Annotated in this window: 14 protein-coding genes; 6 read left to right on the forward strand and 8 right to left on the reverse strand. The window is 70.7% G+C overall.

Annotated features, from left to right (window positions below):
- Window positions 1-9: 9 nt before the first annotated feature.
- The gene (locus ACYVF4_RS06820) at window positions 10-369 is read right to left on the reverse strand and encodes a sterol carrier family protein (protein ID WP_460721078.1); all 360 of its coding nucleotides are present in this window, start codon (window positions 367-369) and stop codon (window positions 10-12) included.
- Window positions 370-412: 43 nt separating this feature from the next.
- On the opposite strand from ACYVF4_RS06820, the gene purD reads away from it, so the two are divergent.
- Window positions 413-1,684: a phosphoribosylamine--glycine ligase gene (gene purD / locus ACYVF4_RS06825; protein ID WP_460721080.1), complete on the forward strand. Its 1,272-nt coding sequence runs from the start codon at window positions 413-415 to the stop codon at window positions 1,682-1,684.
- A 144-nt stretch (window positions 1,685-1,828) separates the two neighbouring features.
- Here purD and ACYVF4_RS06830 read toward each other — a convergent pair whose 3' ends face one another.
- Window positions 1,829-3,115 carry an ATP-binding protein gene (locus tag ACYVF4_RS06830; protein WP_460721082.1) on the reverse strand — a complete coding sequence of 429 codons (1,287 nt, stop codon included), beginning with the start codon at window positions 3,113-3,115 and terminating at the stop codon, window positions 1,829-1,831.
- Between the two features lie 78 nt (window positions 3,116-3,193).
- Here ACYVF4_RS06830 and ACYVF4_RS06835 point away from each other — a divergent pair, with 78 nt between their 5' ends.
- Together ACYVF4_RS06835 and ACYVF4_RS06840 are read left to right on the forward strand one after the other, a co-directional pair.
- Entirely contained in the window at window positions 3,194-4,105 is a 912-nt protein-coding gene (locus ACYVF4_RS06835; protein WP_460721084.1) for a phosphoribosylaminoimidazolesuccinocarboxamide synthase, read from the forward strand.
- A gap of 59 nt (window positions 4,106-4,164) precedes the next feature.
- Window positions 4,165-5,499 (forward strand): uracil-xanthine permease family protein, encoded by a 1,335-nt coding sequence (locus tag ACYVF4_RS06840; protein WP_460721086.1) that lies wholly within the window; start codon window positions 4,165-4,167, stop codon window positions 5,497-5,499.
- Between the two features lie 109 nt (window positions 5,500-5,608).
- On the opposite strand, the gene ACYVF4_RS06845 is transcribed toward ACYVF4_RS06840, so the two are convergent.
- The 5 genes from ACYVF4_RS06845 to ACYVF4_RS06865 form a co-directional block, all read right to left on the reverse strand.
- Complete coding sequence (locus tag ACYVF4_RS06845; RefSeq protein WP_460721088.1) at window positions 5,609-6,622, reverse strand: LacI family DNA-binding transcriptional regulator; 1,014 nt, start codon at window positions 6,620-6,622, stop codon at window positions 5,609-5,611.
- A 27-nt stretch (window positions 6,623-6,649) separates the two neighbouring features.
- Window positions 6,650-8,131: a glycoside hydrolase family 1 protein gene (locus tag ACYVF4_RS06850; protein ID WP_460721090.1), complete on the reverse strand. Its 1,482-nt coding sequence runs from the start codon at window positions 8,129-8,131 to the stop codon at window positions 6,650-6,652.
- A gap of 50 nt (window positions 8,132-8,181) precedes the next feature.
- Entirely contained in the window at window positions 8,182-9,075 is an 894-nt protein-coding gene (locus ACYVF4_RS06855) for a carbohydrate ABC transporter permease (protein WP_460721092.1), read from the reverse strand.
- On the reverse strand, window positions 9,072-10,088 hold the full coding sequence (locus ACYVF4_RS06860; RefSeq protein WP_460721094.1) for a carbohydrate ABC transporter permease: 1,017 nt from the start codon (window positions 10,086-10,088) through the stop codon (window positions 9,072-9,074). Before ACYVF4_RS06860 ends, ACYVF4_RS06855 begins: the two co-directional genes overlap by 4 nt.
- Before the next feature lie 65 nt (window positions 10,089-10,153).
- Window positions 10,154-11,425 carry an ABC transporter substrate-binding protein gene (locus ACYVF4_RS06865; protein WP_460721096.1) on the reverse strand — a complete coding sequence of 424 codons (1,272 nt, stop codon included), beginning with the start codon at window positions 11,423-11,425 and terminating at the stop codon, window positions 10,154-10,156.
- A gap of 218 nt (window positions 11,426-11,643) precedes the next feature.
- Between ACYVF4_RS06865 and purS the strand changes: the two genes are divergently transcribed.
- A complete protein-coding gene (gene purS, locus ACYVF4_RS06870) occupies window positions 11,644-11,892 on the forward strand; it encodes a phosphoribosylformylglycinamidine synthase subunit PurS (RefSeq protein ID WP_460721098.1) in 249 nt (82 codons plus the stop codon).
- Entirely contained in the window at window positions 11,889-12,596 is a 708-nt protein-coding gene (purQ, locus tag ACYVF4_RS06875) for a phosphoribosylformylglycinamidine synthase subunit PurQ (RefSeq protein WP_460721100.1), read from the forward strand. The genes purS and purQ overlap by 4 nt, the downstream gene beginning before the upstream one ends.
- A gap of 15 nt (window positions 12,597-12,611) precedes the next feature.
- Here the strand turns inward: purQ and ACYVF4_RS06880 are convergent, their stop codons facing one another.
- Window positions 12,612-13,046, reverse strand: coding sequence for a DUF1761 domain-containing protein (locus tag ACYVF4_RS06880; protein ID WP_460721102.1), 435 nt, complete (start codon window positions 13,044-13,046; stop codon window positions 12,612-12,614).
- A gap of 110 nt (window positions 13,047-13,156) precedes the next feature.
- On the opposite strand from ACYVF4_RS06880, the gene ACYVF4_RS06885 reads away from it, so the two are divergent.
- Complete coding sequence (locus tag ACYVF4_RS06885; protein ID WP_460721104.1) at window positions 13,157-14,089, forward strand: 2-hydroxyacid dehydrogenase; 933 nt, start codon at window positions 13,157-13,159, stop codon at window positions 14,087-14,089.
- Window positions 14,090-14,141 lie beyond the last annotated feature (52 nt).

The raw sequence follows: 14,141 nt of genomic DNA on the forward strand, positions 1-14,141 counted from the left end.
GCGGGCGAATCAGGGGCGCAGCGGCAGCAGGTGCGAGACGTCGGCTCGGGTGCCCGACGCGAGGATGCGACCGGCGGATGCAGCATCCGCCCACTTCTCATCGCCGAGGGCGAGCGCGATCCACGTGGCGGGGTCGGTCTCGACGACGTTCGGGGGCGTGCCGCGCGTGTGGCGCGGACCCTCGATCACCTGCACGGCCCCGAAGGGCGGCACGCGCACCTCGACGCTGCGACCCGGCGCCTTCTCGGCGAGCAGCTGCAGCAGATACCGCACGGCCGTGGCGAGGTCGGTGCGAGCGGGCTCGGCGGCGCCCCGCACGGCGGCGAGCGCGGCGCGGCCGTCGTCGACCAGGATCCTGCGAGCGGGCATGCACCCACGGTACGCGGGAGCGCGCCTCGCTAGGCTGGGCAGGGTGAAGATCCTGGTCCTCGGCTCGGGCGCGCGAGAGCACGCCATCATCCTCGCCCTGCGCTCGGAAGAGGCCGGGCACGTGATCCTCGCCGCTCCCGGCAACGCCGGGATCGGGCGCGACGCGACGCTCGTCGACCTGGACATGAACGATCCGGTCGCCGTCACCACCTTCGCCAACACCGAGAACGTCGACCTGGTCGTCATCGGCCCCGAGGCACCCCTCGTCGCGGGTGTCGCCGACGCGCTGCGCGGGCGCGGCATCCCGGTGTTCGGTCCGGGCAAGGCCGCCGCGCAGCTCGAAGGGTCCAAGGCGTTCGCGAAGCGCATCATGGAGGCCGCCGGGGTTCCCACCGGCCGCGCCGTCCGCGCCCGCACCCGCGACGAGCTCGAAGCCGCCCTCGACGACCTCGGGTCGCCGTACGTCGTCAAGGCCGACGGGCTCGCCGCCGGCAAGGGCGTCATCGTCACCGACGACCGCGCCGCGGCGATCGCGCACGGCGAGCAGTACCTGCCGGCGGGGCCCGTGCTCATCGAGGAGTTCCTGTCCGGCCCCGAGGTGTCGCTGTTCTTCCTGTCCGACGGCGACCGCGTGCTGCCCCTCAGCCCCGCGCAGGACTTCAAGCGCCTGGGCGACGGCGACTCCGGCCCCAACACCGGCGGCATGGGCGCCTACTCGCCGCTGCCGTGGCTGCTCGAGAAGTTCGGCGGCGAGGACGCCTTCGTCGACCTCGTCACGCGCGAGGTCGCCCAGCCCGTCATCCGTCAGCTGGATGCCGAGGGCACGCCCTTCATCGGACTGCTCTACGCCGGCCTCATCCTCACCCCGTCGGGCGTCAAGGTCATCGAGTTCAACGCCCGCTTCGGCGACCCCGAGACGCAGGTGGTGCTGCCGCGGCTCGTGGACCCGCTGTCGGAGCTGCTCCTCGCGGCCGCCTCGGGCCACCTCGAGGACCGCGAGCGCCCCGCCTTCGCCGAGGCCGTCGCAGTGACGGTGGTGCTCGCGAGCGAGGGATACCCGTCGACCCCGATCACAGGGCGGCCGCTGTCGGGGCTGGATGCCGCTGCCGCCGTCGAGGGCGTCCACCTGGCCCACGCGGCCACCGCGGAGCAGGACGGGCAGCTGGTGGCGACGGGTGGCCGCGTCCTCAACGTCGTCGGGCTCGGCACGACCTTCGCCGAGGCGCGGGAGCGCACCTATCGCGCGCTGTCGCACATCGGCCTCGAGGGCGGCCAGCACCGCACCGACATCGCCGCGCGCGTCGTCGAGCGCTGACGCCCGACCCGCGGCGGACCGCCCGGGCCACCGGCATCCGGGTCATCCTCCGCCCGCCGACGGCGACGGGAGGGGATGTCGTCCGTGGGAGGACCGAAACCCCCGATCCCGTACTCCCTTCCCCGACATCCCCTGGGCGCCGGACTACAGCCGGGCGAAGGACTCGATGTCGACCAGGAAGTCCTGGACCGCCTCGTCCGACACGGTGGCGCGCGTGGCGCCCAGGGCGTCGCGGTAGCGCTCGGTCGTGAGCTCCTCGGCGGCCTGGGCGTCGTGGTCGCCGCGCAGGGCCTGCGCGAGCGCCTGCTGCGACGCGCGCCGCGTGGCGTACTCGATGTCGGCGGGGGTGAGGCCGTCGCTCGCGGCGACGAGGGAATCCAGGTCGATCCGGTCCGCGACCTCGGGCGGGACGTACCGCAGCCAGATCGCGCGGCGCGCGGCGGCGTCGGGCAGCCCGATCGGCAGCACGTAGTCGAACCTGCCGTGACGCAGGAACGCGGCATCCAGCGCCCGCACGAAGTTGGTCGCGCAGATCAGCAGGCGTCCCTCGGTCTCGCGGAACTCCGCCACGAGCTTCAGCAGCTCGTTGGTGACGCCCTGCGTGGGCGAGGGCGGGTCGCCGCGGCGCCGCGACGCGATCTCTTCGACCTCGTCGATGAACACCACCGCGTGCTCGAGGTCTCCGATCACGTCGAAGGTCTGGCGCAGCGCGCCGGCGAGTCCGCCGCCGGCGTCGGCGAGGCGCGAGGGGAACAGCTCGACGAACGGCCAGTCCAGGCGCGAGGCCACGGCCTTGGCGAACGTGGTCTTGCCGGTTCCGGGCGGGCCGAAGAGCATGACGGCCTTCGGCGGCACGACCCCGAACCGGTCGGCGAGGTCGGGACGGGCGAGCGGGGTGACCAGGCGCTCCTCGAGCAGGCGCTTCTCTTCGCTCATGCCGCTGACGTTCTCCCACAGATGCCGGGGCAGGATGCGGCCGCCGAGCTCCTTCAGCAGATCCACCTCGCGCCGCTGCACCGGCATCCGTCGTTCGAGATAGCGAAGCGGATGCGGCTGCTCGAAGCCGTTGACGGTGAGGGCGCCCAGGGGCGAGTCATCCTCGGCGACCAGGATCGACAGCTTCGCCAGACCCAGCGGCGCCATGCGACGCTCGATGGCGTCCAGCAGCGAGGCGCCGACGTGCTCGGCGTCGGCGTCGGGTGAGACGGCGAAGAACACGATCCAGCCCTGGGCGTGCGCGGCGCGGCCGACGATGACCCCGACGAGTCGCTCGTCGGCGGTGGCGACGACGGCGTGGTCCTCGTGGCAAGACGCGATGACCTCGGCCAGGGAGTACACCACGGCATCGGGGTCGCGCGTGCTCTCGCCCCACAGCCGGACCACTTCGTCGAGGTCGTCGCCGTGGAAATCACGGACATGGATGCGGCTCATGCGCCCATCTTGGCCCACGCCGCCGCCCGGCCACACGTGTGTGACGGGCGCGGGCCGCCCGGGCGCGATAATGGCCGGGTGACGGCATCCGCTCCCCCCGCCTCCCCGCTCGAGCTGCCCGGCTGGCGGCACGTCTATTCCGGCAAGGTCCGCGACCTGTACGAGCCCGTCGACGGCTCCGCCGACGGCGACGGGATGCTGGTGGTGGCGAGCGACCGCGTGAGCGCATTCGACCATGTGCTCGAGCCCGGCATCCCCGGCAAGGGCGCCCTGCTGACGCGTCTGAGCATGTGGTGGTTCGACCAGCTCGCGGGCGGGGACGGCGGCCACGGCATCCCGAACCATCTCGTGCCGGGCGGCCGGCCGCCCGCCGCCGTGGCGGACCGCGCGATGCTCGTGCGGCGCCTGGACATGCAGCCGATCGAGTGCGTGGTGCGCGGCTACCTCACGGGCTCCGGATGGGTGGAGTACCGCGAGCACGGGACTGTGTGCGGCATCGCGCTTCCGTCGGGCCTCGGCGACGGCGACCGGCTGCCCGAGCCCATCTACACCCCGGCCTACAAGGCGCCGCTCGGCGAGCACGACGAGAACATCACGTTCGAGCAGTCGATCGAGCTCGTCGGCGCCGAGCGCGCGACCCTGCTGCGCGACCTGTCGCTGGAGATCTACGCCCGCGCGGCCCGCGTCGCCGAGGGGCACGGCCTGATCCTCGCCGACACGAAGTTCGAATTCGGCCTCGACGACGCGGGCGTCATGACCCTCGCCGACGAGGTGCTCACCAGCGACTCGTCGCGGTACTGGGATGCCGCCCGCTGGGCGACCGGCCAGACCCCCGCCGAGCGCATGGCGAGCTTCGACAAGCAGATCGTCCGCGACTGGCTGGCGGCGAACTGGGACAAGCAGGGGACGCCCCCCGCCCTGCCCGCCGACATCGTCGAGCGCACCGCCGCCCGCTACCGCGAGCTGATCGACCGGCTCACCGTCGACTGAACCCCCCGATTCCCCGGGCCGCGACGCGCGGCCCGGCCCTTCGAGCGCAAGGAGCGCGCATGCCCCTGTGGACCCTGCACGGCAACGGCCGGACCGTCGAACGCGGTCAGGTCGTCCGCCCCGACGAGCGGCTGAACTGGCCCGCCACGATCGCCATCGGCGCCCAGCACGTCATCGCGATGTTCGGGGCGACCTTCCTCGTGCCGGTGCTCACCGGCTTCCCGGTGGCGACGACGCTGCTGTTCTCGGGCATCGGGACGCTGCTGTTCCTGCTGATCACACGCAACCGCCTGCCCAGCTACCTGGGGTCGTCGTTCGCGTTCATCGCCCCGGTGACGGCGGCGACGGCATCCGCGGGGATGGGGTCCGCCCTCGCGGGCATCGTCGCCGTCGGCGTGCTGCTGGCCGCGGTCGGCTTCGTGGTGCAGTTCGCCGGGCTCGGCTGGATCGACCGCCTGATGCCCCCGGTCGTCGCGGGCTCGATCGTGGCCCTCATCGGCTTCAACCTCGCACCGGTCGCGTGGTCGAACTTCGAGCAGTCGCCCGTCGTCGCGACGATCACGCTGGCGTCGGTGATCCTGTTCAGCGTGCTGTTCCGCGGCTTCCTCGGCCGCATCTCGATCTTCCTCGGCGTGATCGTCGGGTACGTCGTCGCGCTGCTGGTGGGCGATGTCGACTTCACCGCCGTCGGCGAGGCGGCCTGGGTCGGCCTGCCGGAGTTCCAGGTGGCCGACTTCGCCTCGCCCGGCACGTGGTCGGTCATCGCGATGTTCCTGCCGGTCGTGCTCGTGCTCATCGCCGAGAACGTCGGGCACGTGCGCGGGGTCGCGACGATGACCGACGCGTCGGTCAACCGCTACACCGGGCGCGCACTGATCGCCGACGGCGCGGCCACGACCCTCGCCGGCTTCTTCGGCGGGTCGGGCACCACGACGTACGGCGAGAACATCGGCGTCATGGCCGCCACGCGCGTGTACTCCACGGCGGCGTATTGGGTCGCCGGCGCCGTCGCGATCCTGCTGGCGCTGTCGCCCAAGGTCGGCGCGCTGTTCAACTCCATCCCCGCCGGCGTCCTCGGCGGCGTCACGACGGCGCTCTACGGCCTGATCGGCATCATCGGCATCAAGATCTGGGTCGACAACCGCGTGGACTTCTCACGCCCCGTCAACCAGTACACCGGCGCCGTGGCGCTCGTCATCGCGATCGCCGGGTTCACCATGCAGTGGGGACAGTTCGAGCTCGGCGCGATCGTCCTCGGGTCCGCCGCGGCGCTGGTCATCTACCACCTGGGCAACGCCGTCGCGAGGTGGCGGCAGACCGGAGCCGACGACGGCGGTCCGATCCCCGCGGTGGGTCCGCTCGGCGGCGACCCCGAGGACGGCCCGCGTCACTGACGCGGCGGTGATGTCGACGGATGCTGGTGCCCCCGGCATCCGTCGATGTCAGGCGCTCGTCTGAACAGGCGCCGTCGTATCAAGCACTGTCGTATCAAGCACTGTCGTATCAAGCACTGTCGCGGACGATCAGCTCGGTGTCGAGGATCGTCGCGTGCTTCGGCTTGCGCCCGGCGAGCAGGTCGACGAGGACCTTCGCCATCGTCTCGCCCTGCGTCAGCGAGGGCTGCCGCATGGTGGTCAGTCGCGGAGTGACGGTGGTGGCGACGGGCGAGTCGTCGAAGCCGATGATCGCGATGTCCTCGGGCACGCGGATGCCGGCCGCGCCGAGCGTGACCAGGACGCCCCGCGCCATCAGGTCGCTGGCGACGAAGATCGCGTCGGGCCGCTCGCCGCTCGCCAGGATGCGGCGCATCGCGCTCGCGCCGCCGTCGGCGGTGAAGTTGCCGTCCTCGATCGCCACGGGCTCGAGGTCCGCGGCGGCGAGCGCGGCGCGGAAGCCGTCGAGCCGGTCGATGGCGGCGGGCATGTCGGCCGGCCCGGTGATCGTGGCGATCCGGGTGAAGCCGCGCTCGATCAGGTACTCGGTGGCCTCGCGGCCGCCGAGCACGTTGTCGACGTCGACGTAGTAGTCCTCGTCCCGGGCGCGGACCGGGCGACCGCCGTAGACGACCGGCAGGACGTCGGCGATGCGCTCGATGAAGGTGTCGCTGGTGTGATGCGAGACGACGATGGCGCCGTCCACGGCCCCGGAACGCAGGTAGCTCGTGGTCTTGTCGCCCGGGTCATCGCTGGCGATGAACAGGTTGAGGACGTAGTCGGTGCGGCCGAGCCCGGCATTGATCCCCGAGACGATCGCCGCGAAGAACGGGTCGCCGAAGAACCGCGTGGTGTCCTCGGGCACGACGAGGGCGATCGCGTGCGTCTGGCGGCTCGCCAGCGACCTCGCCGCACGGTTCGGCACGTAGTTGAGGTCGGCGATGGCGCGCCGCACGGACTCCAGGGCCTCGGGGCTGACGGCGGTCGAGCCGTTGACCACACGGGACACCGTGGAGCGGGAGACGCCGGCGGCCGCCGCCACCTGCTCGATGGTGACGCTCGCGCGAATCGTGTCGGTGATCATCGGATACCTACGCTACGGCCGCCGTCCTCACCCGTCGAGCGAGCGACGCGAGATGACGCGGCGATACTCCAGACCGGAATCCTTGACGGTGCGCTCCTGGGTGTCGTAGTCGACCCGGACGATGCCGAACCGCTTCTCATAGCCCCACGCCCATTCGAAGTTGTCCAGCAGCGACCAGTAGAAGTAGCCGCGCACGTCGACGCCGGCATCCTGCGCATCGAGGATGGCACCCAGGTGCGCACGGACGAACGCGACGCGCTCAGCGTCGTGCACGCGCACTTCGCCGTCCTCGACGACCGGCTCGTCGTCGTACGCCGCGCCGTTTTCGGTGACGTACAGCACGGTCTCCGCGGGCTGGGCGTACTCCTTCCACACCCGGCCGAGCAGGCGCGTGAGGCCTTCGGGCTGCACCTCCCACTGCATGGGCGTGCGGGGCAGGCCGCGGTCGTGCCAGAAGATGCCGTCGTGCGAGGGGAAGGGCGACCGCCCGGGGCGGGCGGTGGGCGCCTCGCCGGGAACCGGCGGCACCGCGGGCGCGTGCCCGCCGACGAACTCGCCGTGGTAGTAGTTCACCCCGAGGGAGTCGATGGGCGTCGAGATCGCCTCGAGGTCGCCGGGGCGCACCGCCTGCTCGAACGCGCCGGCGGCGCCGGCATCCACCTTCCGGATGTCTTCGACGATGTCGGCGGGGTACTCGCCGCGGAAGATGGGGTCGAGGAACCAGCGGTTGAACTGCCCGTCGATACGACGCGCGGCGTCGCGGTCGGCGGCATCGGCCGGGTCGACCGCGTCGGCGACGGTGAGGTTGAGGGTGATGCCGAGGTTCAGCGACGAGTCGCGGCGGCGCAGCTCGCGGATGACCTGACCGTGCCCGAGCATCAGGTGGTGCGAGGCCAGCAGACCCTCTTCCACGCTGTAGTGGCCGGGGGCGTGGACGCCGGCGGTGTAGCTGAGGAACGACGAGCACCACGGCTCGTTGAGGGTCGTCCACACGCTCACCCGGTCGCCCAGGGCGTCGTGCATCGACATCGCGTACTCGGTGAACTGCTCGGCGGTGTCGCGGTTCGCCCACCCGCCGGCATCCTGAAGCGCCTGCGGCAGGTCCCAGTGATACAGCGTCAGCCACGGCAGGATGCCGGCATCCAGCAGCTCGTCGACCAGACGTCGGTAGAAGTCCACCCCGGCCTGGTTGACGGGGCCGCCGTCCGGGCGCACGCGGGCCCACGAGGTCGAGAAGCGATACGTCTGCAGCCCCATGTCCTTCATGAGCGCCACGTCGTCGCGATACCGGTGGTAGTGGTCGCACGCGACGTCGCCGTTGTCGGCGTTGATCACGGCGTCCGGCACGCGGCAGAACGCGTCCCAGATCGAGTCCCGGCGCCCGTCCTCGAGCGCCGCGCCCTCGATCTGGAAGGCGGCGGTGGCCGCCCCGAACAGGAAGTTCGGGGGGAACGCGCGGGTGTCGGGGGCGGCCTGGGTCTGCAGCTTCTGGCTGGGCGTGATGAGCATCTCTGTCCTGGGGGTGAAGGAGGTCGTCGAGGACGCGGGGGCGCCGGGGGTCATCCCTTGACCGCGCCGGCCATGATCCCGCTGACCAGCTGCTTGCCGGCGAAGACGAACAGGATCAGCAGCGGGATGGTGGCCAGCAGCACGCCGGCCAGCACCACGGAGTAGTCCACGAAGTAGTTCGACTGCAGCAGCGACAGCGCCACCGGCAGGGTGGGGTCGCGGCGGTCGAGCACGATGAACGGCCAGAAGAAGTTGTTCCAGGCCGTGACGAAGGTGAACAGTCCCAGCATCGCCGCCGCCGGGCGGGCGGCGACGAGCCCGATGGTGGTAAAGGTGCGGAAGGAGTTCGCCCCGTCGACGCGCGCGGCCTCGATGAGCTCGTCCGGCACCGCCTGGCGCAGGTACTGCGTCATCCAGAACACGCCGAACGCGCTGGTGAGGGCGGGGATGATGATCGCGCCGATGTTGCCGGTCCAGCCGAGGTCGCTGAACAGGATGTAGAGCGGCACGACGCCGAGCTGCATCGGGACGGCCATCGTCGCCACCACGAACACCAGGAGCGGTCCGGAGCCGCGGAAGCGGAGCTTCGCGAACGCCCACCCGGCGAGGGTCGAGAAGGCGACGACCGAGATCGCGATGACCGCGGAGCTGAAGATCGAGTTCCACAGCGCCCGCCAGAAGTTGACGGCCGGGTCGTTGAGGACCGAGGCGGCGTTGGCGAGGAAGTTCCCGCCGGGCAGCCACGACATGTCGGGGTCGTTGATGGTCGAGGCATCCCCCGAGCCGATGAGGAACGACCAGTAGAACGGGAAGACCGAGCCGACGAGGACGACGGCGAGCCCGGCGTAGACCCAGAAGCCGGCGCGCTGGCCCTTGATGCGCGTGGTGCGGGTGCGGGTGCGCGCGGGCCGTGCGGTCTGGCGCGGTGCGGTGGACGTGCTCATGAGCGTCGTGCCTTCCTGCCGGGCTTGGGAGTTCGGGGGCCTTCGTCGCGCACGAGGGACCGCGTGACGAGCAGATTGATCAGGCCGATGATCAGGATGATGACGAAGAGGATCCAGGCCAGCGCTGCTGCGCGGCCGAAGTTCGACTCGCCCCAGCCGATGTTGTAGAGGAACAGCGTGATCGTCAGCCACTGCTGGGCGGGGCCGCCCTCGCCGGTGTTGTCGAACATGCGCGGCTCGTCGAAGATCTGCAGCCCGCCGATCGTCGAGGTGATGATGACGAAGATCAGCGTGGCTTTGAGGGACGGCACGGTGATGCTGAAGAACTGGCGCACCGCTCCGGCGCCGTCCACGGTCGCGGCCTCGTAGTAGTCGCGCGGGATCGCCTGCATGGCGGCGAGCAGGATCAGGGTGTTGTAGCCGGTCCAGCGGAAGTTCACCATCGTGGCGATGGCGACATGGCTCCAGAACGGGTCCTTGTGCCACGGGATCGTGAAGCCGAACCAGTCGCGCAGCAGGTTGTTCACCAGGCCGAAGTTGTCGCCGAACATGTTGCTGAAGATGAGGGCGACGGCCACGGGGGCCATGACGAAGGGGATCAGTACGCTCATCCGCCAGAACGTCTTGGCGCGGATGTTGCGGTCCAGCAGGGCGGCGATGATGATCGCCGCGATCAGCTGCGGGACACTCGAGAGCAGGAAGATGCTGAAGGTGTTGCGAAGCGCGGTCCAGAACTGCGGGTTCGCGAGGATCCAGCTGTACTGGTCCACGCCGACGAACTCACCGGAGTTGCGGACGAGGTCCCATTCCTGGAACGAGATGATCGCCGTGAACACGATGGGGAACAGCCCCACGATCGCGAACATGATGAAGAACGGCGAGATGTAGAGGTAGGGCGAGAACTTCAGGTCCCACTTGCTCAGCCGCTGGCTGAACGAGAGGACGCGGACGGGGCGCGCCGTCTTCGTCGACGGCGCCGGGCTGGCTGACGGGCGCGTTTCGGTGGCGGTCACGGTGGTCTCCGGTCGGTGGGGGGATGAGGCGGGTGCGGACCCGGGGGCCCGCACCCGCCGTCGGATCAGAAGGCCTCGACCTCGGAGACCCAGGTGTTCCACGAGGACTCGGGGTCCGCGAGACCGTCGAACACGCGGTTCACGGCGTTCTGCAGCGCGTCGTGGTACTTGAAGTAGTCGGCGTCCTTGTAGGGCGTGACCGACACCGCGGCGGCACGGCTCGAGAGGATCTCACCGGTGGGCGCGTCGTTGAAGTACTCGTTGGTGGCGCTGTTGAGCTCTTCGCTCTCGAGGGCGTCGAGCTGGCTCGGGAAGGTGCCGGCGTTCGCGAACGCCTTCATCTGCTGCTCGGGAGCGGTCAGCCAGTCGGCGAGCTCGAGAGCCGCCTCGACGTTCTCACCGTCCGCCGGCACGGTCAGGTACGACCCGCCCCAGTTGCCGCCGCCGTTGGGGAAGACATCGGCGATGTCCCACCCGGTGACCTCGGGCGCGGTGCCCGAGATGACGCCCAGCATCCAGCCGGGGCAGAGCATCGTGGCGAACTCGCCGTTGGCCATCGAGGCGAACCAGTCGTCGGACCACTGGCCCGAGTAGGCCGAGTTGGGGACGGCGCGCTCGATGACGAGGTTGTAGGCGTCCTGGACCTCGGGGTTCGAGGTGGCGATGACGGTGCCGTCCTCTTCGGTGTAGGTGTACTCGATCTGGTTGAAGATGCCCTGGAGCACCGAGTTGGCCGAGTCGATCATCGGCTTGCCGGTGGCCTCGCGGTACTGGTCGGCGACATCGAGGTAGTTCTCCCAGTCGCCGTCGAACAGCTCGGCCACGCCCTCGCGGTCGCTGGGCAGGCCGGCGGCCTCGAACAGGTCGGCGCGGTAGCAGATGGCCTGCGGGCCGATGTCGGTGCCGAAGCCGACCAGACGGCCGTCGGCGTCGGTGGCGGCCGCTTCCTTCCAGTCGAGCCAGCGGCCCTTGACGCTGTCGGGAGCCTCGGCCAGCAGGTCGGAGTACTGCATCGCCTCGGCGAACCAGTCGATCTCGACGGCTTCGATGTCGGCCAGGCCGCCCTTGCCGAGCTTCTGGAAGTAGTTGGCGCGCGCATCGCCGGACTCGGCGGCGCGGTTGTGGACGATCGTGACGTTCGGGTTCTCGTCCATGTACTCCTGGAAGAGCTCGTCGGTGTAGCCGAAGTCGTTGAAGGTCGCCACCGTCAGCGTGATGTCGCCGTCGGCGGAACCCTCGCCCCCGCTGCCGGCGTTCGAGCAGCCGGCGAGGACGATCGCGGTGGCGGAGAATGCGGCGACGGCCGCGGCGCTCCGACGGAAGGCACGTGATTTCACTGTCACTCCTTTGTGTGTGTAACGGAAGGGTACTCGGGTTCGCCGTCAAGCTTGGGAGCGCTCTCACGGCCTGGAGACAAGGTACGTGATCCGCGTGGACACTGTCAAGGGAGCGCTCCCACGGCATCCATCACGGTTGTGTCACGACACACGACTACGGCGCCGGAGCCCGCCACGTAGACTTGGGCCGACCCTGCCCGCGATATCTGGAGCTCGTCATGCCCACCATCGTCGTCGACGTCATGCCCAAGGCCGAGCTGCTGGACCCCCAGGGCAAAGCGGTCTCGGGGGCCCTCTCGCGCCTGGGCATCCAGGACTTCTCGGCAGTGCGGATCGGCAAGCGCTTCGAGCTCACCGTCGAGGGCGAGGTCGACGAGGCCGTTCTCGCCTCGGCGCGCAAGGTCGCCGACGAGATCCTGTCGAACTCGGTCATCGAGGACGTCGTGGGCGTCGAGGTGGTCGAGTGACCGTCCGCGTCGGCGTCATCACCTTCCCCGGCTCGCTCGACGACCGCGACGCCCAGCGCGCGATCCGGCTGGCCGGGGCCGAGCCGGTCGCGCTGTGGCACGGGTCGCACGACCTCGAGGGCGTCGACGCCCTCGTGCTGCCCGGCGGCTTCAGCTACGGCGACTACCTGCGCGCCGGAGCGATCGCCGCCCTCGCGCCGATCATGAGCGAGGTGAAGGATGCCGCGGCCAAGGGCATGCCGATCCTCGGAATCTGCAACGGCTTCCAGATGCTGGTCGAGGCGCACCTGCTGCCGGGCGGCCTCATCCGCAACGCCCACCAGCAGTTCATCCGCCGCGACCAGCGCCTGCGGGTCGAGAACGCGGACACGGCGTGGACGAACCGGTTCAAGCGGGGGCAGGAGATCGTCATCCCGCTGAAGAACGCCGACGGCGGCTACATCTGCAGCGCCGAGACGCTCGAGCGCGTCGAGGGCGAGGGCCTGGTGGCCTTCCGCTACGTCGGCGTGAACCCCAACGGATCGCTGGACGACATCGCCGGGCTCACCAACGAGGCCGGCAACGTCGTGGGCCTCATGCCGCACCCCGAGCACGCTGTCGAGGCGGGCTTCGGCCCCGACACCCCCGCGGCCACGCGCTCGGGAGTGGACGGACTGAGCTTCTTCACCGCGGCCGTCGCCGCGGTCGTCGGCGCCGCGGCCTGAGCGGCACCGTTCGGATCAGACCGTTCCGGCGGGCGGCCACAGGCCGATGATGAGCGCCATCACCACGACCGTCACGACCTCGTGCGCGATGTTCAGCACGGTCAGGGTCGTCGGTCGGCCCTCGAAGGCGTCGTGAGTGATGATGCGGGCCGCGGTGAAGCCCGCCCACAGGATCACCGCCGTCCCGAGCGCGGCGAGCAGGTAGCCGCCGCCGTAGAAGTGCCAGGCGATGAACGTCGAGCCGGCGAGCACCCACGCCGAGATGAAGCTCACGATCACGGTGGTGATGATCGGCCACAGGGCCGTCGCGCCGGGCCGGTCCATGTCGACCTTCGCCAGCGTCGCCCAGCGGGTGCCGAACACCTTCGGCGAGTACCAGAGCGTGCCGACGACCATGGTCGACAACGTCGCGAGGATGACCGCCCAGTAGTTGATCTCGGGAACCTGCATGACCCCTCCTGATGCCCGACCGGTGTCGTCGGGGCGAGCGTAGCGCCACGTAGGCGACGGCTGGGGTCAGCGCGCCGACACGAGCGCGGAGGCGCGGGTAGCGTGGAACGGTGACCACCGGCATCCGCTCTCTCGTCGTGTCCGTTCCCCGCGCGCAGCTCGCCGCCGATCTGACGGGCCTGCCCGACGACGTCGAGGTCATCGAATGGGCGATGGACGGGCCCGCCCCGCGCGATCAGATCGACATCGTCGTACCGCCGTATATGAGCGCGAGCGTCGTGCTGCCCCGGCTCGAGGGGGTGCGCACCCGGCTCGTGCAGAGCCAGTCGATCGGGTACGAGGGCATCGAGCAGCACCTGCCCGCCGGACACGTCTTCGCCAACGCCGCCTCGGTGCACGAGACCTCCACCGCCGAGCTCGCCGTCGCCCTGACGCTCGCCGCGCAGCGGCGCCTGCCCGCGTTCGTGCGCGCGCAGACCGAGGGCCGCTGGGCACCGGAATTCGCCGAGAGCCTCGCCGACCGCCGCGTGCTGCTGCTCGGCTACGGCGGCGTGGGCAAGGCCATCGCCGCGCGCCTGGCGCCCTTCGAGGTCGAGCTGACGGCGGTCGCGTCCCGCGCGCGTGACGAAGACGGGATGCCGGTGCACGGCGTCGACGAGCTGCCCGGGCTGCTGGGCGATGCCGAGATCGTCATCGTGTCGCTTCCCGGCGGCGCGTCCACGCGGCACATCGTCGACGACGCGTTCCTGTCGGCGCTTCCCGACTGCGCGCTCGTGGTCAACGTCGGCCGCGGGTCGCTCATCGACACCGACGCCCTCGTCGACCACCTGCGCCGCGGCCGCGTGCGAGCCGCACTGGATGTCACCGACCCCGAGCCGCTGCCCGCCGACCACCCGCTGTGGAGCCTCGACGGAGCCCTCATCGCCCCGCACGTCGGCGGCGCCTCGTCGGCGATGCGGCCGCGCATCGCGCGCCTCGTGCGGCAGCAGATCGAGCGGATGCGGGCCGGAGAGCCGCCCCTCAACGTCGTCATCGGCGGCTGAGCCGCGGTCTGCCGCGGGCCGGCATCCGACCCGTGGATCTCGCAGCGGGCAC

The sequence above is a fragment of the Microbacterium aureliae genome, from assembly GCF_054780155.1.

Excerpts from the sequence above, each read along its gene's own strand:
- ACYVF4_RS06820 (WP_460721078.1), bottom strand. The coding sequence starts at position 369 with ATGCCCGCTCGCAGGATCCTGGTCGACGACGGCCGCGCCGCGCTCGCC.
- ACYVF4_RS06830 (WP_460721082.1), bottom strand. The coding sequence starts at position 3,115 with ATGAGCCGCATCCATGTCCGTGATTTCCACGGCGACGACCTCGACGAA.
- ACYVF4_RS06840 (WP_460721086.1), top strand. The coding sequence starts at position 4,165 with ATGCCCCTGTGGACCCTGCACGGCAACGGCCGGACCGTCGAACGCGGT.
- ACYVF4_RS06845 (WP_460721088.1), bottom strand. The coding sequence starts at position 6,622 with ATGATCACCGACACGATTCGCGCGAGCGTCACCATCGAGCAGGTGGCG.
- ACYVF4_RS06850 (WP_460721090.1), bottom strand. The coding sequence starts at position 8,131 with ATGCTCATCACGCCCAGCCAGAAGCTGCAGACCCAGGCCGCCCCCGAC.
- ACYVF4_RS06855 (WP_460721092.1), bottom strand. The coding sequence starts at position 9,075 with ATGAGCACGTCCACCGCACCGCGCCAGACCGCACGGCCCGCGCGCACC.
- purS (WP_460721098.1), top strand. The coding sequence starts at position 11,644 with ATGCCCACCATCGTCGTCGACGTCATGCCCAAGGCCGAGCTGCTGGAC.
- ACYVF4_RS06880 (WP_460721102.1), bottom strand. The coding sequence starts at position 13,046 with ATGCAGGTTCCCGAGATCAACTACTGGGCGGTCATCCTCGCGACGTTG.